18 protein-coding genes are annotated in these 19452 nt (G+C 64.2%); 7 read left to right on the forward strand and 11 right to left on the reverse strand.

The annotated features are described in order from the left end of the window. Window positions 1-2: 2 nt before the first annotated feature. Window positions 3-398 (forward strand): RidA family protein, encoded by a 396-nt coding sequence (locus AC2FNA_RS12250; protein WP_234140329.1) that lies wholly within the window; start codon window positions 3-5, stop codon window positions 396-398. A gap of 88 nt (window positions 399-486) precedes the next feature. Continuing rightward, window positions 487-2016: an alkaline phosphatase family protein gene (locus tag AC2FNA_RS12255; RefSeq protein ID WP_496826895.1), complete on the forward strand. Its 1530-nt coding sequence runs from the start codon at window positions 487-489 to the stop codon at window positions 2014-2016. Here the strand turns inward: AC2FNA_RS12255 and AC2FNA_RS12260 are convergent. The 5 genes from AC2FNA_RS12260 to AC2FNA_RS12280 are packed head-to-tail and all read right to left on the reverse strand — an operon-like array spanning window position 2007 to window position 7430. Continuing rightward, a complete protein-coding gene (locus AC2FNA_RS12260; protein ID WP_496826897.1) occupies window positions 2007-2444 on the reverse strand; it encodes a MerR family transcriptional regulator in 438 nt (145 codons plus the stop codon). The genes AC2FNA_RS12255 and AC2FNA_RS12260 overlap by 10 nt on opposite strands. A gap of 39 nt (window positions 2445-2483) precedes the next feature. Continuing rightward, window positions 2484-3719 (reverse strand): Tm-1-like ATP-binding domain-containing protein, encoded by a 1236-nt coding sequence (locus tag AC2FNA_RS12265; RefSeq protein ID WP_496826899.1) that lies wholly within the window; start codon window positions 3717-3719, stop codon window positions 2484-2486. After that, window positions 3716-4660, reverse strand: a complete 945-nt coding sequence (locus AC2FNA_RS12270) for a homoserine kinase (RefSeq protein ID WP_496826901.1) — start codon at window positions 4658-4660, stop codon at window positions 3716-3718. The genes AC2FNA_RS12265 and AC2FNA_RS12270 overlap by 4 nt, the downstream gene beginning before the upstream one ends. Further along, window positions 4657-5955, reverse strand: coding sequence for an aspartate aminotransferase family protein (locus AC2FNA_RS12275; protein ID WP_496826903.1), 1299 nt, complete (start codon window positions 5953-5955; stop codon window positions 4657-4659). Before AC2FNA_RS12275 ends, AC2FNA_RS12270 begins: the two co-directional genes overlap by 4 nt. Next, window positions 5952-7430: an aldehyde dehydrogenase family protein gene (locus AC2FNA_RS12280; protein ID WP_496826905.1), complete on the reverse strand. Its 1479-nt coding sequence runs from the start codon at window positions 7428-7430 to the stop codon at window positions 5952-5954. Before AC2FNA_RS12280 ends, AC2FNA_RS12275 begins: the two co-directional genes overlap by 4 nt. Window positions 7431-7556: 126 nt before the next feature. Here AC2FNA_RS12280 and AC2FNA_RS12285 point away from each other — a divergent pair, with 126 nt between their 5' ends. After that, the gene (locus AC2FNA_RS12285; protein ID WP_496826907.1) at window positions 7557-8912 is read left to right on the forward strand and encodes an aspartate aminotransferase family protein; all 1356 of its coding nucleotides are present in this window, start codon (window positions 7557-7559) and stop codon (window positions 8910-8912) included. 59 nt (window positions 8913-8971) lie between these two features. Here the strand turns inward: AC2FNA_RS12285 and AC2FNA_RS12290 are convergent, their stop codons facing one another. After that, window positions 8972-9574, reverse strand: coding sequence for a response regulator transcription factor (locus tag AC2FNA_RS12290; protein WP_496826909.1), 603 nt, complete (start codon window positions 9572-9574; stop codon window positions 8972-8974). 311 nt (window positions 9575-9885) lie between these two features. Between AC2FNA_RS12290 and AC2FNA_RS12295 the strand changes: the two genes are divergently transcribed. The 3 genes from AC2FNA_RS12295 (at window position 9886) to AC2FNA_RS12305 (ending at window position 14219) form a co-directional block, all read left to right on the forward strand. Further along, complete coding sequence (locus tag AC2FNA_RS12295; RefSeq protein WP_496826911.1) at window positions 9886-10356, forward strand: putative pterin-binding protein; 471 nt, start codon at window positions 9886-9888, stop codon at window positions 10354-10356. Between the two features lie 39 nt (window positions 10357-10395). Further along, entirely contained in the window at window positions 10396-12978 is a 2583-nt protein-coding gene (locus tag AC2FNA_RS12300; protein ID WP_496826913.1) for a hybrid sensor histidine kinase/response regulator, read from the forward strand. A 593-nt stretch (window positions 12979-13571) separates the two neighbouring features. After that, a complete protein-coding gene (locus tag AC2FNA_RS12305) occupies window positions 13572-14219 on the forward strand; it encodes a Hint domain-containing protein (protein ID WP_496826915.1) in 648 nt (215 codons plus the stop codon). 38 nt (window positions 14220-14257) lie between these two features. On the opposite strand, the gene AC2FNA_RS12310 is transcribed toward AC2FNA_RS12305, so the two are convergent. Further along, on the reverse strand, window positions 14258-15142 hold the full coding sequence (locus AC2FNA_RS12310; protein WP_496826917.1) for a LysR family transcriptional regulator: 885 nt from the start codon (window positions 15140-15142) through the stop codon (window positions 14258-14260). 174 nt (window positions 15143-15316) lie between these two features. Between AC2FNA_RS12310 and AC2FNA_RS12315 the strand changes: the two genes are divergently transcribed. Continuing rightward, on the forward strand, window positions 15317-16393 hold the full coding sequence (locus AC2FNA_RS12315; RefSeq protein ID WP_496826919.1) for an NAD(P)H-dependent flavin oxidoreductase: 1077 nt from the start codon (window positions 15317-15319) through the stop codon (window positions 16391-16393). An 8-nt stretch (window positions 16394-16401) separates the two neighbouring features. Here AC2FNA_RS12315 and AC2FNA_RS12320 read toward each other — a convergent pair whose 3' ends face one another. The 4 genes from AC2FNA_RS12320 to AC2FNA_RS12335 form a co-directional block, all read right to left on the reverse strand. Next, complete coding sequence (locus AC2FNA_RS12320; RefSeq protein ID WP_496826921.1) at window positions 16402-16965, reverse strand: DUF4202 domain-containing protein; 564 nt, start codon at window positions 16963-16965, stop codon at window positions 16402-16404. Continuing rightward, the gene (locus AC2FNA_RS12325; protein WP_496826922.1) at window positions 16962-17666 is read right to left on the reverse strand and encodes a Crp/Fnr family transcriptional regulator; all 705 of its coding nucleotides are present in this window, start codon (window positions 17664-17666) and stop codon (window positions 16962-16964) included. Before AC2FNA_RS12325 ends, AC2FNA_RS12320 begins: the two co-directional genes overlap by 4 nt. A gap of 105 nt (window positions 17667-17771) precedes the next feature. After that, window positions 17772-18890 carry a THUMP domain-containing class I SAM-dependent RNA methyltransferase gene (locus AC2FNA_RS12330; RefSeq protein WP_496826924.1) on the reverse strand — a complete coding sequence of 373 codons (1119 nt, stop codon included), beginning with the start codon at window positions 18888-18890 and terminating at the stop codon, window positions 17772-17774. Window positions 18891-18945: 55 nt separating this feature from the next. Further along, window positions 18946-19323, reverse strand: coding sequence for a 5-carboxymethyl-2-hydroxymuconate Delta-isomerase (locus tag AC2FNA_RS12335; protein WP_496826926.1), 378 nt, complete (start codon window positions 19321-19323; stop codon window positions 18946-18948). Window positions 19324-19452: the final 129 nt, after the last annotated feature.

A 19452-nucleotide genomic window follows, 5' to 3' on the forward strand; every position in this document is an offset into this window, starting at 1 on the left:
ACATGACCCACAAGATCATCCAACCCGAGGGCTGGGCCCCCGCCAAGGGCTATGCCAACGGCATGCTGACCCGCGACGGGCATCTCTATGTCGGCGGTCAGATCGGCTGGAACGCGCAGCAGCAGTTCGAAAGCCATGATTTCATCGGCCAGATGGAACAGGCGCTGCGCAACATCCTCGATGTGGTCGAGGCCGCCGGCGGTCGGGCCGAGCATATCACCCGGCTGACCTGGTACGTGACCGACAAGAAGGAATACATGGCCCGTCAGGCCGAGATCGGCGCCAGCTATCGCAAGGTGATGGGGCGTCATTTCCCGGCCATGGCAATGGTGGTGGTCGCCGGACTGGTCGAGGATGACGCCCTGGTCGAGATCGAGGCCACCGCCGTCATAGACTGATCCGGGGCGCCAGACGGCCCGGTTGGACGCTGGACAGGGAAGAGCCAACTGGCTACCCATTGGCCAACGGAAACCGGCGGGTCGCACCATGAGCAGGCAGGGCAACGTTCTTTTCATCATCATCGACCAGTTGCGGGCCGATTGCCTGTGGGGGGCGCTGGCGGGTCATGTCGATCTGCCGCATCTGCGGGCGCTGGCCGAGGACGCGGTCAGCTTTCGCCGTCACTATTCGGTAACCAACCCCTGTGGCCCCTCGCGCGCCTCGATCCTGACCGGGCAATACGCGATGAATCACCGCTCGGTCCGCAACGGCACCCCGCTGCGCCACGACACGCCCAATATCGCGACCGAGATGCGCAAGTCGGGCTACTTGCCGCTGCTCTTTGGCTATACCGACACCTCGCAGGATCCGCGCGCCTATGACGCCAACGACCCGGCGCTCAGGACCTATGAATTCCCGATGAACGGGTTTCACGAGGTCACCGAGATGCGGCTGGAGATGTCCTATCCCTGGCAATCGCATCTGAAGAACCGCGGCTATGCCTTCGACGATTACGCGCAGGTCTATGTGCCCCGCCCGGATGCCGACGGCACCCCGCGCCTGAACGGGCCCGCGATGTACCGGGCCGAGGACAGCGATACCGCCTTTCTGACCGATCAGTTCCTTGCCAACATGCCCGCCTGGGCCGGGCAAAGCTGGTTCGCGCATCTCACCTATATCCGGCCACATCCGCCTCTGGTGGCGCCCGCGCCCTATAACACGATGTACGATCCCGCCAGGTTGCCGCTGCCCGCGCGGCTGTCGACACGCGACGACGAGGCAGCTGAACACCCCTTCTTCGGCCCCGCTACCCGCTATTCCAGCCCGGCCAGTTTCGTGCTGGGCTTCCCGGATCTGGAGCCCACCGACGAGACCATCCAGACCCTGCGCGCGATCTATCTGGGCCTTGCGACCGAGGTCGACACTCATATCGGCCGGGTGATCGGGCATCTGAAAGAGACCGGCCAATATGACAACACCCTGATCGTGGTCACCGCCGATCATGGCGAGATGCTGGGCGACCGCCACAGCTGGGGCAAGATGACGGTCTATGACGCCGCCTATCACACGCCGCTGATCATCCGCGCGCCGGGCTGCAAGGCGGGCCATGTGGTCGACGCCCCGACCGAGTCGATCGACCTGATGCCCACCATCCTCGACTGGGTCGGGCAGGAGGTTCCGAACTCGGTCGATGGCCGCTCGCTCAGGCCCTTCCTGACGGGCGAGGCCCCATCCGACTGGCGGCAGTATTCCTTTTCCGAGCTGGATATCTCGGACCCGCTGGACCCGACGCTCTGGCAGCAGGCGTTCGGTTTTGGCCCCAGCGCGGGCGCGGTGGCGATCCTGCGCGATGCGCGCTTTACCCTTGTCGAATTTGCCGCCGACCTGCCGCCGATGCTGTTCGACCATCAAGGTGAGGGCGAGTTCCGCAACGTGGCGGGCGATCCGGCTCATGCGGCGGATCTGGCGCGGCTGTCCCGGCAGATGCTGCGCCACCGGATGCGCAACATGGACCATACGCTGTCGCTCTGCGCGATCACCCACGATGGGGCCAAGACCCGGCGCCGCTACGACTGAACCGGCGCCTCCGAGCCGTGATCGGTCAGGCATTCGGAATGGTCGCGCAGCACCTCGAGCACGCGGCAATCGCTGCCGCGATGGCCGTCGCAACTGTCGATCATCCGCTGCAACTCGGCCTCCAGCGCGCGTAGCCGGGCCAGCCGCTGCTGCACCTGCGCCAACTGCCGCCGGGCGATGGAATCCGAGGCCGAGCAGCTTTGCCCCGGCTGGTCGTTCAACGCCAGAAGCTCGCGGATCGCATCCAGACCAAAGCCCAGCTGCCGCCCGTGCCGGATAAAGGCCAGCCGGTCCAGCGCGGCCTCGTCATAGCGGCGCTGGCCGCCCGCGGTGCGCCCGGCCTCGGGCATCAATCCGATCTGCTCGTAATAGCGGATGGTCTGCACCTTGGTGCCGGTTCTGCGGGCAAGGGTTCCGATCGAGTACATGGTCAATACCTACAGCGCATGTAGGTTATTGACCAGAGTTCAAGCCCCCTTGCCGACCAGCCCCCGCGCCACCCAATCGTCGAACACCGCCAGTGCACGGTCCGAGAACGCGGCATCGTTGATATGGTCATCCAGCTCGATCAGTTCGGCATTGTCCGGGCAAGCGCTGCGGATCTCGTCACAAAAGGCCGCCAGCCCCTCCGCATCATGCAGCGGCGCGTCGGGGCGGTCCCATTCGTTGCAGCCCCCGGTGGGCAGCATCAGCGTCACGGGACCCTGTGCGCCCGCCAGCTTGCCACAGATGGCGCGTGCAACATCACGGCGTTCGCCCGCATCAAGAACCGCCGAGGTCAGCAGGCGATTATGGGCGTGGCTGGGCCGGTCGGCCAGCGCAGCGGGCGGCGCCTGCCAGCCGACGTAATCGACCAGATCGTAACAGCCCGGCGCCACCAGTTGCGGGATGCCCTGCCTGCCCGCATTGGTCATCCGGTCGGCCCCCGCCGAGAGACCGCCAAAAAGGTGGTTGGCCACCTCCTGTGGCGCGAAATCGAACACGGCGGCAAAGGCGCCCTCGGCCGCCAAGCTCTCGAACGCGCGCCCGCCCATACCGGTCGCGTGGAACACCGCCACCTCGTATCCGCGCGCCTCAAGCGCCGGTTTCAGGCTGACCATATAGCGCAGCACCGTCTTGCCGAAGCTGGTCATGCCGATCAGCGGGCGGTCACGATGCGGCGCCTCGACCGCGCGCGCAGCCCCCAGCACCGCCCCCGCCGCCTGGCTGAGCGAGGCCTTGCAGATCGAATTCAACCCGTATAGCCCCCCGGCCCAGAGGATCATCTGCACATCCGCCGGGATCCGCTCGGGCGGCAACAGCGGCGAGAACGAGACGGTCGAGACGATGTACTTGGGCACCCCAAGCGGCAATGCCGCGCACAGGTCCAGCGCCAGATCGGTGCCCATGGTGCCGCCCAGCACGATCACCCCGTGGATGCGGCCCGCAAGATACAGCTCCAGCGCCTTGGCCGCTGCGCCCCGGGCCATGATCTGCATGGCGGCATTCTCGTCGCCACTGTCGATGGCCGCCTGTATGGAACTGCCACCGGCCTCGGCCACCTCATGCTTGGAGACATCCGTGGGCCGGGACGGATCGCCCAGCACGCTGACATCCATCGACAGCACACCGCCCCCCTGCGCCGCGATCACGCTGGCGAGGTAATTCAGCTCATCATCCTTGGTGTCATAGGTGCCCGCGATCAGGATCGTCTTGTCGCTCATCTCTGCCTCTCCTCCATGAAATCCCCGGCCAGCCGCAGCGCGGTGTCCAGCATGCGTGTCGATCTTTGCCGCCCGCCCGATTCGTCCAGCCGCGACAGGATCCAACCCGGATAGGTCAGCGCCCGCAGCATCAGCATGAAATCGAGCGTGCCGGGCTCGACCTTGCGGCGCACGGCATAGCCCGCGCACAGACCAGCCCGCAGCCGGTCGTATTCAGGCTGGCCGATGAACTTGACCAGAACCGTCGCAAGGTCGAAATCCCGGTATCCCCAGGCACTATCGTCGAAATCAATGAACGCCACGCGATCGTGGTCGACCAGCACATTCTCGGCGACCAGATCGGCATGGATCAAGCCCTGGTCGGTATCGGGGGCGAACCCTTCGAACCCGGCCAACGCCCGCTCGCGGGTTGCGATCATCAATTGCCGCTGCTCGGGGTCAAGGTCAGGGTGTTCCCAGAACCGACCCCAGAGCGGGTCCGGCCCCAGCAACCCCGAACGCCGCCAGTCGGGACGCTGGAAACCCGTGGGCGGCGTCCAGCAGTCCGACAGGTCGTGCATCCGGGCCATCTGCGCCCCGATGATGTGGCCCATGGCTTCGGCATCCAGTCCCGGCGCCAAGCGCCCCATTTCGCCCAGCGGACGACCCTCCAACCATTCCAGCAGGCTGACATGCCGACCCTCGACCCGGCCCAACAAGGTGCCATCCACCTGACGCACCGGTCGCGGAACCAGCAGTTCCGCCTTGCCCAGCATCTCCATCCAGGCAAGCTCCGAGTGCAACTCGGCCTCGCTCCGGTAACCGGGGCGGTGAAACCGCAACGCATAGTGGCGCGTGCCGTCCGACACCTTCCAGACCTCGTTTTCCCGCTGCGCGGCCAGTTCATGGCGGGCCCCGTCGAGGCCCCAGAGTCTCAAGGCATGGGCAAGGGCAACGGTCACGGAACTAACGGCGTTTCGGACAGGACGGTGTCCAGTGTTTCGATCAACTGGTCTGCATTGGCACGGCTGAACGGCATCGGTGGGCGGATCTTCAGCGTGTTGTAATGGATGCCCAGGAAATTCAGCAGCACGCCCCGTTGCCGCATCGCGTTGGCGACCCGCTTGGCAAAGGCGGTGGCGGGGGTCTTGTCGATCCGGTCCAACACCATCTCGGCCCCGAAGAACAGCCCCGATCCGCGCACATCGCCGATGCATTCGTGACGCCCGGCGAGGTCGTGCAGGCCCTCGCGGGCATAGTCACCCACCATGCGCGCGTTCTCCATCAACCCTTCGTCCTGCACCACCTTCAGCGTTGCAAGCGCGGCGGCGGCAGAGACCGGGTTGCCACCGAAGGTGTTGAAATAGCGGAACCGCTTGCGAAACGCGGCCATGATCCCGGGGCCGGTCACCACCCCGCCCACCGGGTGGCCGTTGGCCATCGGCTTGCCCAGGGTCACCACGTCAGGCAGAAAACCCGCCTTCTGGTGACCCCAGAAATGGCTGCCCAGGCGGCCAAAACCGGGCTGCACCTCATCCGCGATCACGATACCGCCCGAGCGGCGCACGGCCTCGATTGCGGGGGCGAGCCAGCCGGGTTCCAGCGCGGGGAAACCTTCATTGGCAAAATAGGGGCAGATGATCAGGCAGGCGAGCTTGTGTCCGCGCGCGGCCAGTGCCTCGATCTGCCCCTGCACAGCAGCGGCAAACGCCTGTGCATGCGCCGGGCCGGGAACGCCACCCAGGGGGCGATAGCTGTCGGGCGCGGGCACAAAGGCCATGTTGTCCCAATACCCGCCCGGCGGCGGATTGGTGCGCGACAGTTGCGACACCGCCATCGTGTTGCCGTGATAGGTGTGATCGGTCGCGATCACCCCGGTGTTGCCGGTAACCGCCTGCGCCATGCGCAGCGCGATATCGTTCGCCTCGGACCCGGTGCAGGTCAGGATCGCGGTGTCCAGCGGCGCGTCGAATGTCGCGGTCAGCGCCTCGACATAGTCGAGGATACCCTCGTGCAAGTAGCGGGTATGGGTGTTCAGCGTCGCGGCCTGCGTCGCAATGGCCTCGACCACGCGGGGGTGACAATGCCCCACATGCGGCACGTTGTTATAGCAATCGAGGTACTTGTTGCCCTCACTGTCCCACAGCCAGACCCCCTGCCCCCGGACCACATGCACCGGTTCGTCATAGAACAGGCTGACATTCGGCCCCAACAGGCGCGCGCGCCGGTCGACAAGGGCCTGGGTCTCTGGCGTCATAGCTGCATCCAGGCGGTTTTCAGGTCCACGTATTTGTCGAGCGCATGCAGGCTCTTGTCATGGCCGTTGCCCGACTGGCCTACCCCGCCCAAGGGCACGGTGCCATCGGCGCCGCCATAGGTGTTCACATGTACCACACCGGCGCGGATGGCCCGCACCATCCGATGCGCACGGCTGAGGTCCGAGGTCCAGAGCCCCGAGGCCAGACCATAGACGGTAGAGTTGGCCAGATCGACCGCCTCTGCCTCGGTGTCAAAGGCGCTGACCGCCAGCACCGGGCCAAACACCTCCTGCTGGTTCAGCGTCGCGTCGCGCGCCACACCCGTCATCACCGTGGGCTGCATGTAATAGCCGCCTGTCTCCTCGAGGATGCGCTTGCCGCCCAGGGCGCAATCAGCGCCTTCGGTCAAGGCGGTTTCGACAAAGCGCAGGTTCTGCTCCAGTTGCGCCGCCGAATGCACCGCCCCGACGGACGAACCCAGATCGAGCGGATCGCCCACCCTGAGCGCGCTGGCATGGCGGCAGAGCGCATCGACGAATTCGTTATGGATCGACCGTTCCACGATCAGACGCGAGCCCGCGACACAGACCTGCCCCGAATTGCGAAAGATGCCCGCCGCCGAAACCTTGGCCGCGTGATCCAGATCGGCCACATCCGCAAAGACCACATTGGGCGACTTGCCACCCAGTTCCAGATAGCAGCGTTTCAGGTTCGAACGGGCGGAATATTCCAACAGCCGCCGCCCGACCGCGCCCGAGCCGGTAAAGACCAGAATGTCGATCTCCATCGACAGGCCCATTGCCTCGCCCACCTCGGATCCCTTGCCGGTGACCACGTTGAACACGCCTTCGGGCAGCCCCGCCTCCAGCGCCAGTTCCGCCAGACGCAGGATCGAGAGCGAGGCGCTCTCGGCCGGTTTGACCACGATGGAATTGCCCATGGCCAGCGCCGGCGCGATCTTCCACGCGCCGATCATCAAGGGGAAGTTCCAGGGCAGGATGGCGCCCACCACGCCCACCGGTTCCTTGTGCACCAGGCCCAGAATGTCGCCCGCGGTCGGGGCGATCTCGCCATAGACCTTGTCGAGCGCCTCGGCGTAATAGCGAAAGGTCCCGGCGGCCGAACCGCTTTCGGCCTTGAAGGCCATGGAAATCTCGGTGCCGTTGTCGCGCACCCCCTGCACCGCAAGGTCCAGCGCCTCACCCTCGATCAGCTCGGCCAGACGGGTCAGCACCTTCTTGCGGGCGGCGGGCGGTTGCCCGGCCCAAACACGGGATTTGAACGCTTGACGCGCGGCGGCAGTCGCCTGCGCGACCTCGCGCGCGCCGCCCCGCGCGATCTGGGTCAGGACGCTCCCGTCGATGGGCGAGATCACGTCAAGCGTCTCTCCTCCACCCTCGACGCGCCCGCCGATCACATGGCCGCGCGGCGGGATCACCCGGGTGCGCAGGGCGTCGATTGCTGCCTGATCCATGGCGGGGGTCCTCCATCCCTATTGGTTCATTATTCAAACCATCGTTTCATAAAATGCTTGTCATAGAGAAATCCCTGTGTCAAGCATGAGCCAAAGAGACCTGCCGCCGCAAAGGGAGAGGAACCGATGAAAACCGCCAATTTCATCAAAGAAAACAACGCCCGCCAATTTTGGCAGCCGATGACTCACCCCGCCGATGCCCAGGCCAATCCGCCCAAGATCATCACCGGCGCCTCCGGTGTCCGCATTCGCGATATCGACGGGCACGAGACCATCGACGCGGTCGGCGGGCTGTGGAATGTCAACCTGGGCTATTCCAACGACGCGGTGAAACAGGCCATTGCCGAGCAGCTCGACAGCCTGCCCTATTACTCGACCTTCCGCGGCACCACCAACGATGCCGCCATCGAGCTGGCCTATGACCTGTGCGACTTCTTCGCCCCCGAAGGCATTCAGCGCGTGTTCTATACCTCGGGCGGCTCGGACAGTGTCGAGACCGCGCTGCGTCTGGCGCGGCAGTATCACAAGCTGCGCGGGCAGCCCCAGCGCACCAAGTTCCTGTCACTGAAAAAGGGCTATCACGGCACCCATTTCGGCGGCGCCTCGGTCAATGGCAACAACAAGTTCCGCACCGATTACGAACCGCTGCTGCCGGGCTGTTTCCACATTCCCGCCCCCTATACCTATCGCAACCCGTTCAACGAGACCGACCCGGCGCGGCTGGCGCAGCTGTGCGCTCAGGCGCTGGAGGACGAGATCGCCTTTCAGGGGGCTGAAACCATCGCCGCCTTCATCATGGAGCCGATCCTGGGTGCGGGCGGAGTGATCCCGCCGCATGAAAGCTTCATGCCGATGGTGCGCGAGATCTGCGACCGCAACGGCATCCTGCTGATCGCCGATGAGGTGATCACCGCGTTCGGCCGCACCGGCGCCTGGTCGGGGTCGCGCCTGTGGGGGGTGCAGCCGGACATGATGTGCACCGCCAAGGCAATCACCAACGGCTATTTCCCCTTTGGCGCGGTGCTGATCGGCGCGCGGATGACCGAGGTGTTCGAGGGCGACACCAGCGGCAAGGGCGCAATCAGCCACGGCTATACCTATTCCGGTCACCCGGTGGGCGCAGCGGCGGCGGTGGTCTGCCTGAAGGAAACACTGAAAGCTGATGTCGCCAGCAATGCCGCCGCGCGGGGGGCCGAGCTGTATTCCGGCCTGCAAGCGCTGGCCGCCAAGCACGAAATGATCGGCGATGTTCGCGGCGGTCATGGTCTGATGGCGGCACTCGAGGTGGTCGCCGACCGCGCCAGCAAGACCCCCGCCGGCGCCGCGACGATGAACACCGTCTACGAGACGGCGTATCGGACCGGGGTGATGCTGCGAGTCTCGGGCCCCAATATCATCCTGTCGCCGCCACTCGTGCTGAGCGCGCAGGATGTCACCGACATCCTGTCAGCGCTGGACGCAGGCTTTACCGCGCTGGGTTGAGCACCGCGCCCCATCGATCGCATCAAAAGCTAGCCGGGCGGCATCCTCGACAAGTCGGTTCAGGAAAAACCGTTCTCGCGCGCAAGCATTGCGGCATGGGTGCGGTTCTTGGCATTCATCTTCTTCGTCAGGGCCCGGACATGCATCTTGACGGTGGTCTCGTGCACGGCCAGTTCACGCGCGATTTCCTTGTTGGACCACCCGTTGCAGATGCCCTGCAAAACATCCTTTTCCCGGCCCGTCAGTTCCCATGGCGTTTCCTCTGCCTCGCCGAACAGAAAATCGAAGGGCGCGAATACCTCGCCCTCGACCATGAACCGGACCGCCAGAACCATTGACCGCGCGTTCATGGTTTTCGGGATGAATCCCGCAGCACCAAGCGCCAGGGCATTCTCGGCAATCCGCCGGGACGCCGCGCCCGACAGCAGCGCCACGGGACGATCCGCGTTTAGCGAGATCATTCGCTTGAGACCGTTCAACCCATCCATCCCTGGCATGTCATAGTCGAGCAAGACCAGATCGAATGCACCTTCCCGTTCGACGATGTCACAGGCCTCGGTCAGATTGTCTGCCTTCTCCACCCGAACATCCATCTTGGCCTCGATAAAGGCACCGATGGTCTCGCGTACTAGATGGTGGTCGTCAGCAATCAGTATCCGCATGGGTATCTTGAATTCTTCAAAGCCTGTTCAACCGAGTTGTCCGATCGTATTCGCCCTTCCCTTTGGTCAATTCATATCAAAATGGGCAAACCCAAAGAAGCGCGTTGGATCACCGCTTCCCGGTTCATTGGCGTGTGCGCGCAAACCTTCGATCCCAAATTACGTTCTAAAGTATAGGATCATACGCTAACGATAGGCTGCTTTACCGTCTTTTTTCTGCAATCACTGTGCCACATACCCAGCACCCCACCGCGGACAGAAGAAAGGAAGTGGACTTGATCAGAGCTATCGCCGCATATCTTGCCGTTCTGGTGATATCTGTGCTTCCCGCCGGGGCGGGAACGCTTTCCGATCCGACCGGACAAGTCGTCCTGACGGTCACGGGGAAAATCGGAAACGGCAATGCATCTGGGGTGGCCGCCTTCGACCTTGAGATGCTCAAGGCCATGGGCACCGCCGAGATCACGACATCGACAATCTGGACCTCGGGTCTCGTGACATTCACCGGAGTGCGTTTGGCGAAGCTACTCGAACATATCGACGCCCAGGGCAGCACCCTTGAGGCGACAGCCATCAACAACTACTCCATCGCAATACCGACATCCGATGCCACGGACGATGGACCGATCATCGCCTATCTGCGCGACGGCAAGCACATGAGCATCCGAGACAAGGGGCCGCTCTGGATCATCTATCCCTATGACCAGTCGACGGCGTATCAGACCGAACTGATCTACTCTCGCAGCATCTGGCAACTCGACCGTATTGTCGTGGCTGACTGATCCCGGCCTTCACCAGCGGAGTGGCCAGATTTGACGCGCATGACACTGAAAAAATACCTTAGGAGCAGCGCCACTGGCGCTGTCCTGGCGTTGCTGCTCGGCGTGGTCGTGGTCAGCACGGTCAGCGTGGTGAACCAGTTCGCTGCATTTCGGCGCGCGGATTCCGACAATATCCCCTGGAACCTGGCCCAGGCCGAAGTCGAATATCTGCAATTCCGGCTCGAGGTCGAAACCCTGCTCACCCAGGGTGCAGTACCTAGGGCACAGGACAGCGTGGACGCGGTAAGACGCAATTTCGACGTGCTCTACAGCCGGATCGCAACCATATCCGAAAGCCCGCTCTATTCAGAGGTCCGCGAAAACCCCCGATCCGCGGGTTCCTTTGATGCAATCCAACGCTACTTCGACTGGGCTGTCCCGATCATCGACGCAAGCGATGTGGAGTTGCTTGACCGATGGGCGGAATTCACCCGTGAAACGCGAACGATCGGCGCGCATCTGCGCAATCTCTCGCTCTCCGGGGTTGCGGTTTCGACACTGCAATCGGATCGTGGCCGGCACGACGTCCTGTCGGCGCTGTCCATCGCCGGTCTTTCCACACTGTTGCTGTTCCTGCTGCTTGCCGGCGTGATCCTGATAGTCTGGAACACAAGCCGAAAGCTGCGCCGCTCGATGTACGAGGCCGAGCTGACGGGCGCGCGGCTCTCCTCGGTCATTTCGACCTCGCCGGTTCCGATTGTCGTCAGCGACAAGAAAATGCGCATCATCGAATACAACATGGCAGCCGAAACGTCATTCGGCTTTTCCCGGGCCGAGGCGATCGGCGCCGATGTCGGCACGCTGCTTGTGCCGCCCGATCTGCGCAGGGCACACAAGGCCGGCGTGCACCGGTACTTTGCAACCGGGCATGCCACGCTCATCGGACGCGAGGGCAACCGGTCGCGCGCCTTGCGCAGCGATGGGACCGAGTTTCCGGTCGAGATCTCGCTTTCCAGCGGCAACGGTCCCGATGGCCGCATCTTCGTGGCTTACATCCGAGACCTTACCCTCGACCTCGAAAAGGAAGGCGAACTGAGAGAGGCGCACGACATCGCATTGGCCGGGGAACGCGCCAAGGAACGGCTGTTGAACACCATGAGCCACGAGATGCGCACGCCCCTGCACGGCATCATGGCGGCGCTCGAACTGCTTGGGAACACCAGACTAACCGAAACCCAGCTGCGCTACATGCGGGTCACCGAGAACGCCGCCGCGACATTGCTTCATCACGTCAACAACGTTCTTCAGGTGGCCAGCGACACCTCGAAACACCTGCGCATCGAAGCCGCGGACTGCGACCTGCACGAACTGGTCTCGGGCGTGATCGACCAGCAGCGCATTCTCGCTGCAAAGAACGGCAACGCCTTGTTTCTGTCCGCTTTCCCGGCAGAACTGGGATATGTCGAGGTCGACGCGCATCACCTGCGGCAGGTGCTGGTCAACCTGCTGAACAATGCGGCCAAGTTCACGCATAACGGCACGATATCCCTCAGGGTTCTCGTTCACTCCGCCACCGGCGAGCTGGAGTTTCGCGTGCAGGATGACGGTATCGGCATCGCGCAGGACGACCAGGTGCGCATCTTCGACGATTTCTTTACACAAGACGCCTCCTTTTCGCATCTCAGTTCCGGCACCGGTCTGGGTCTGGGCATCACGCGTCGGATCATCGCTGCCATGAACGGCAGTATCGGGGTCACAAGCAGCCCCGGTGAGGGCAGTACGTTCTGGTTCCGAATCCCTCTGATCCGTGCATGGGAACCGGCGCCAGACACGGAAAATGCGGCACGCGACGGCCTCCCCGAGCCCGCCACCGGCGCCTCTCTCGGGGCGCTCGACGTTCTCGTGGTTGAAGACAACGAAATCAATCGCATGGTGATCGGCGAGGCGCTGGCTGCATCCAATATCAAGGTGACGATGGCCAGCAATGGCCTCGAGGGGGTCGAACTGGCGGCTCAACAGCGTTTCGACTGCATCCTGATGGATATCAGCATGCCAGGCATCAGCGGCGTCGACGCCTTGCACCTGATCCACAAGGGAAATGGCCTTTCAAAGGATACGCCGGTCTTTGCGGTCACCGCCCATGTGCTTGCCGACGACCGGAAACGTTTTGTCGAGGCAGGTTTCGACCGGGTCATCGCCAAACCGTTCTCCTTCAAGGCCCTGGTTGACGAGATCGCCTCGGCGGCACGCGGACAGGCCCCCGGCCCAGTATCGCAAGTGACAACCGAAGCGGCGTTGATCAATCCGGCGAACGTCGAAGAGATGCGAATGACTTTTGGTCGCGACAAGACCGCCGATTTGCTTGCGGCCTTTCTCGACGATGGCCGGAAAAGCCTGAAGCGGGTGAACTGTCTGACACAGGGCACCGAACTGGACCTAGCAACCGTGGCATCCGAACTGCACAGGTTCAAGGGGACCGCCGCCATTGTCGGTGCCGAGGCATTGGTCGCGGTTCTACAAGACCTGGAACTCCAGGCCGCCAGTCACAACTCCCCGCCTTCGGAGATACAGCTATCGGAAATGGGCCGTCTGCTGGACCGCTCTGTCGTCTCGCTACAGGGCGTTATTGCCGATGCGGATTGATCATCTCTTTCGGAACCACGATCTCCCCCTACGATCTTCACGGTGAGGTTGTCGGCATGCGTCGAAGTGACATCAACGATAGACGCGGCGAAGCACAGGGCAAGGCAGGTCAGAACGACAAATTCGACAGACGCGAACCCATCTTGCTTACGCAAGAATGACTTGAGCATTTGGGTTTATTTCCTCTCTGAGATCAGGATGCGCGATACATCCGGAATGCCCAACCACCCGAAAGAATTGTTGCGCGGTCAACGCTCTAGGGCAAACCGTCATTGGTATGACAATGGCTGTCTTTCAGACATCGGCCCTATCGCAAGATAGCTGCCTTGCGGTCTTGAAATCTCTGACCCACCGCTTTCGACAGAATATGATCTTTTGGACGTAATCATACTGATCCTTCGATCTGCTCCCGATGCGCATCGGGGGGTAAAGCGTCGAAAACCTTAACGCTGCGACATCCTCCGCCGGTAGCCTGATTAAAAAAAGAGGCAGAGCAAATGTTGCAAGACCGTTCCTTTACCGGGGTTTCGTTGTCGCATGGCACCGGCCCGTTCCACTGTTCCGCACGGCCTGAACCCCTGCGGGATGACAACATGTCGATTGTCCAGCGTCTGGGCGAATTCCTCGGGTTCGATCAGGACGCGGTCGACCGCTCCCTCTCGTATGATCCCGATGTTTTCACCGGCTTTCTGCCCGGCACGCGGATTGCGACCAACCTTGGCTGGCGCCCGGTCGAGGCAATCGCCGCCGGCGATCTGGTCGCAACCTTCGACAGCGGGCCAAGACCGGTCACGGCCGTGACCAGAGAGCGCATCGCGATGTCCAGATCGGCGCCTCTACTTGCCATCGCACCGGGGGTGATCGGTAACACGCGTGAGATGGTCATGCTGCCCAATCAACCGGTGATGATCGAAAGCGACACCGCCGAACTGCTGCTCGGGGATCCGTTTGCCGTTGTTCCCGCGATTGCCCTGATCGGCGTAGAAGGTGTAACGCGCCTGACGCCGACCGCCTATGCCGAGGTGACAAAGCTGCATTTCAACGATGACGAGATCATCTATGTAGAGGGCGGGGCGCTGTTGCTATCCTTTGCACATCTGCCCCGAACGCTGGACCTGGGTCTGATGAACCCCGTCTCGACAGAGCGCTATTGCGTCCAGCGCGGGGCGCTGCTCGAATACCTGCTGCACGGCTACGATCAGAACCAGCCGTCCGGACAGGCCTGCGAAGTCAGCATATGAATCCAGTTCAATGATGATCCCGGCCCCGCGTTACGCCCTCAGCCCGCCATGCGGATCGGCGGGTCGCGCGTCAGCGCCTCCAGAAACGCCCGTTGCGCGGGCGAGACATAGGCGGACTTGCGGCGGATGAAATCGGTGGTGACCTCGGCCTCGCCCGGCTCCAGCGGATGCAGGGCCAGACCTGCCTCGCCCCAGACACGGGTAACCAGCCGGCGCGGCATCAGGGTGATCCCGACCCCCGCCGCAACGCCCGCACGAATGGCGTCGAGCGTGCCGAATTCCAGCGTCCGCACCCCCACCACACCGCGCCGCGCCAGCACATCCTCCAGCCGCTGACGATAGGAACAGCCCAGCCGCAGCACCAACTGGCGCACCCCCGGCGCGCCCAGAACCTGGTCCAGGCTGCGCCCGTCGCAACGGGCCACGATGCACAGATCCTCGCGAAACACCGGCATCGCCTCCAGCTCGGGATGCGCCACCGGCCCGCAGACCAGCGCCCCCTCGACCCCATGGGTCAGCACCATCTCGACCAGCTCGCGGCTGGTGCCGGTCTGGATCGAGAGATCCACCGCCGGATGCGCCCCGGCGAACTCGGACAGGACCGGCGCCATATGCAGCGCCAGCACCGTTTCCAGCGACCCCAGGTTCAGCGGCCCCTCGGGCGCGCCATCCTGGGTCACCGCCTTGCGGGCATCACCCAGCAGGGTCATGACCTGACGCGCATAGGGCAACAGAACCTCGCCCGCCGCCGTCACCGCGACCCCGCGGCTGTGGCGATGAAACAGCACCACCCCCAGATCATGTTCCAGATTGCGGATGCGGGTGGTGACATTCGACTGCACCGTGTTCAGCTCGGCCGCCGCGCGGTTCATGTTCCCCACGCGCGCCACACAGTCGAAGAAACGGAGATCGGCAATATCCATGCGTTCACTTTTACAGATTGATTATGGCCCTTGGCATTCCAAGAAAGGATAGTGCGCATGCCCTGCCCTGCCAATGATATCTTGATCCCCGATAGCTCCGATCGCAGCTCTTCATTGGGTTCCGGCGACAATCGGGCCTAGTATCAGGGCAACACCAGCAAGGCAGGGTCCGACATGTACCGAAACAGCTTGATGGAGCGTCTGGCGCTCGACCATCCGATCATCCAGGCGCCGATGGCCGGTGGCGGCGACACGCCCGAGATGGTGATGGCCGTGGGCAAGGCCGGCGGGCTGGGCAGCATGGGGGTGTCCTATCTGCAACCCGACCGGATCGGCGCCAATGCCGCCCGCGTGCGCGAGGGCAGCAATGCGGGCTTTGCCGTCAACCTGTTCGCGCCGCTCGATCCGCCACCCTTTCCCGCCGATCCAGGCCCCGCGCTCGACTTCGTGCGGCCGCATTACCAGGCGCTGGGGATCACCCCGCCCGGCGCGATCAACGGGGCCGAGTTCGATTTCGAGGCACAGGTAGAGCAGGTGCTGGACAGCGGCGCCTCGGTCTTCAGCTTTGCCTTCGGCATCATGCCCGAGCATGTGATCGAACGGGCCAGACAGCGCGGCATGCTGGTGATGGGCACCGCCACCAGCGTCGCCGAGGCGCAGGCGCTCGAGGCGGCGGGGGTCGACGCGGTGATTGCGCAAGGGTCCGAGGCGGGTGGCCACCGGGCCGGGTTCGGCGCCGATCTGACCCGCGCGATGGTGGGCACCATGGCGCTGGTGCCGCAGGTGGTCTCGGCTGTCGGCGTGCCGGTGGTCGCCTCGGGCGGCATCACCGACGGGCGCGGCATCGCCGCCGCCCTGGCACTGGGCGCCAGCGCGGCACAGATCGGCACCGCCTTTCTGACCACGACCGAGGCCGGCATTCCCGAGGCACATAAACAGGCGATCCTGGACGCGAAAGAGACCGACACCACCCTCACCCGCGCCTTTTCCGGGCGCCCCGCACGCGGCATCCGTAACCGCGTCATCGCCGATGGCGAGGCCACGCCCGACCGGTTGCTCGACTTTCCCTATCAGAACGCGCTGACCCGCGCCCTGCGCGCCGAGGCCGCCAAACAACAGAACCCGGAGTTCCTGTCGCTCTGGGCCGGTCAGGGGCTGGGTCTGGCGCGGCGGCTGTCGGCGGCCAAACTGATGCAGCATCTGGTCGCGGAGATGCAGGCCGCACTGGCCAGCGCGGCGCGCTACGGCTGAAGCCCGGTTCAGCCCGCGAAAGCGGCCGCCAGATCGGCGGGCAGGTCGAATTCCTCAAGCACTCGCACGCGCGCGGGCACAGACATCTTGCGCGCGGTCTTTTCGACGATGTCCTGCACCTTTTCAGGGCTGTGCTTGGCCGCGAAGGGTGCGAAATACCAGCGCAGGAAGACGAAACAGATCACATCCTCCAGAGCCTGCACCAGCGCGTCGCGCTTGATGCCTTCCTTGCGCAGCATCCGGCCCGCCGCCTCGATCTCCTCGGCGCCATATCCGGCCTCGGACATCAGCCCACTCACCACTTCGGCATGATGCACCGCCTGCGCCCGGCGCCAGGCCAGGTATCCGGCGCGGCCCTCGGGATATGTGGCGCGCGCCAGTTTCCAACGCTCCACATGCTGGCCTCGCGCCGCAATCTGCAACACATCCGGCGCATCGGGCACCAGCCGTGCCAACTCGGCGCTCATTCGCTCGCCGTAAAGCAGCGCCTCGGGCCGCCCCTCGTCCAGCCGGGGATCGGCGCTGTTGGCAGTGTCGATGGCGTCCAGAACCGCCTGCAACCGGGTCGTCATGACTTGCTCCAGCTATCGGCCGGATCGCTTTCGGCATAGTCGCGCAGCATCGCGATATCCTCGATCTCGGCATGGTTGCGCTGAACGGTCACCCCCGCCGACTTGAGCCGCGAGAAGGCGCGGCTCAGGCTTTCGGGTTTCATGCCCAGGCGGCCCGCGATCAGCATCTTGTCATAAGGTAGCGTCACCTCGCAGGGGCCATCCTCACAATCGCACAGTTCCAGCAGGAACTCGGCCACCCGCTGCGCCCCGGTCTGCGCCTTCAGCTGTTCCAGCTGCGCCACCAGCGAATGCAGATGGCCAAACGTGGTGGCCAGGATCGAGATACAGATCTCGGGGTCGCGCCGCATCAGCGAGACAAAGACGGGGCTGGGGATATGCATCACGTCGCAGGGCGTCACCGCCTCGGCCGAGACCGGGTAGGGCGTGTTGCGCAGCGCCACCGCCTCGCCAAAGCTCTCGCCCCGGGTGAACACGCTCACCACCGCCTCGGACCCGGTCGGCGTCATCCGGAACAGCTTGACCCAACCGTCGATCACCACATGGATCGCCTGCGCCTTTTCCTCTTGCAGGAACAGCGTCTCACCCCGGTCATAGCTGCGCCAAACCGCCTGATTCAACAAGGCGTCCACATGCTGTTCCGGCAACGACCGGATCAGCAGCGAATTGCGCGCGATGGCTTTCTGCGCCTCGTGGGCCACGGGTCTCTCCTGTCTCGGGGCGACGTGCGGCCAGACTAGACCGGTTGCGCGCGTGACGCATCTGCCTTTTGCGCCCGCACCCGTCAAGCCGCATTTGCGGCCCGATCAGCGCAGCCGGACCGACTGGTAAAGCCGCACCTTGATACCGCCGTGATCGACCACCGGGCCGGGCGCCTGAAACGGCAGCCGCGTCGACCGCGCCAGGCTCATCTCTGAGGTGATCAGCCCAACGCGCCAACCGCTGAAGCGTTCCATCAGCACCTTGCCAAGGCTGCCGTAGAGCGAGCGCAGCCGCGCCTGATCGCCGATCCGGGCGCCATAGGGCGGGTTGACGATGACCAGACCGGGCCGCCCCTCGGGCGGGCGGATATCGCTGACCGGGCGCTGATGAAACGCGCAGAAATCGCTGACACCGGCGCGGGTCGCATTGGCGCGGCTGGCCTCGATGGCGCCCGCGTTGCGATCCGAACCGCTATACAGGCTCTCGGGCCTGCCACCCTCGCCCGCCGCGACGCGCATCGCCTGCCACTGGGCGGCGTCGAACCCCGCCAGCTGCTCAAAGGCAAAGCTGCGCGAGCGCCCCGGCGCCAGCCCGGCCGCCCATTCCGCCGCCTCGATCACGAATGAGCCCGAGCCGCACATCGGGTCCAGCACCGGCTCGGCCCCGTCGAACCCGCATTGGCGCAGGAACAGCGCCGCCATTGTCTCGCGCATGGGCGCCTTGCCCACCGCCTCCTTGTGGCCGCGCTTGTGCAGCGCCTCACCCGAAGTGTCGATGGAAAAGGTGCAGAAATCCCGCTCGATCCGCAGCATCAGACGGATATCGGCCTCATCCGAGATGGGGGCGCCCAGCTCCTCGGCTAGCGCACGTTCGACGCGCTGCTTGGCGGCACCCGCGTGATAGATCTTGGACTTGCGGCTGACCGCCTCGACCCGGATCGGCACATCCGCGCGCAGGAAATCGCCCCAGCCAAACTTGCGCGCCCGCTTGTCGAGCTGCGCCAGATGCACCGCCGGAAAGCCACCGATCCGCACCAGCACCCGGCCCGCGCCGCGCAGCACCAGATTGGCACGCATGACCTCGAACCAGGCCCCCCGCGTCTCGACCCCGCCGGGCACCACGCGCGGTTCGGCAAAACCGCAGGCGGATGCCTCTTCGGCCAGAGGCTGTTCCAGCCCCGGCGGCGCCATCAGGAAAATGTCATAGCTTTGCGTTTTGTCCATTCCCGGGGATTACAGCGGAACGGGCAGAGGGGCTAGGGCAATCTCAGAACCCGGTTCAGAGGTGATCGCGGATCGAGCCGGTCTTGGGCGACAGGTCCGGGTCGATGTCGCGCATTTCCAGCGACAGGGCCAGCGAGCGCTGCGCCATGACCGGGGTGACAAAGGCGCGGACCGCTTCGAAAACTTCGGTAGCGGCGGCCCGTTTCACCTCGGGCGCGCGGCCCGCGCGCAGGCGGATCGAGATGTCGATGAACCCGTGTTTGGGGTCGCCATCGGCAATCGCCCAGTGATCGGCGCGAAAGGCGCGCACCCGGATGCCGGGCATGGGAAAGGTTTCAATCCCCTCGGCGGTGGCGCGGATCACTTCGCAAAGCGCGCCGATATCCAGCGCGTCCTCGAGATTGCCGGAGTATTCGACGATGAAATGCGGCATGGCCTCCTCCTCGCACCACGGTCAGGCGGCGCGGTGGCACAGGATTTCAAGTGAAATCCTGTCAGCAGGGATTTCCTTAAATCCCTGCCCCCTTGACCCGCGCCTGAGCACATAACAGGTTAACCACTC

The sequence above is a fragment of the Ruegeria sp. YKSD163 genome (genome assembly GCF_059612905.1).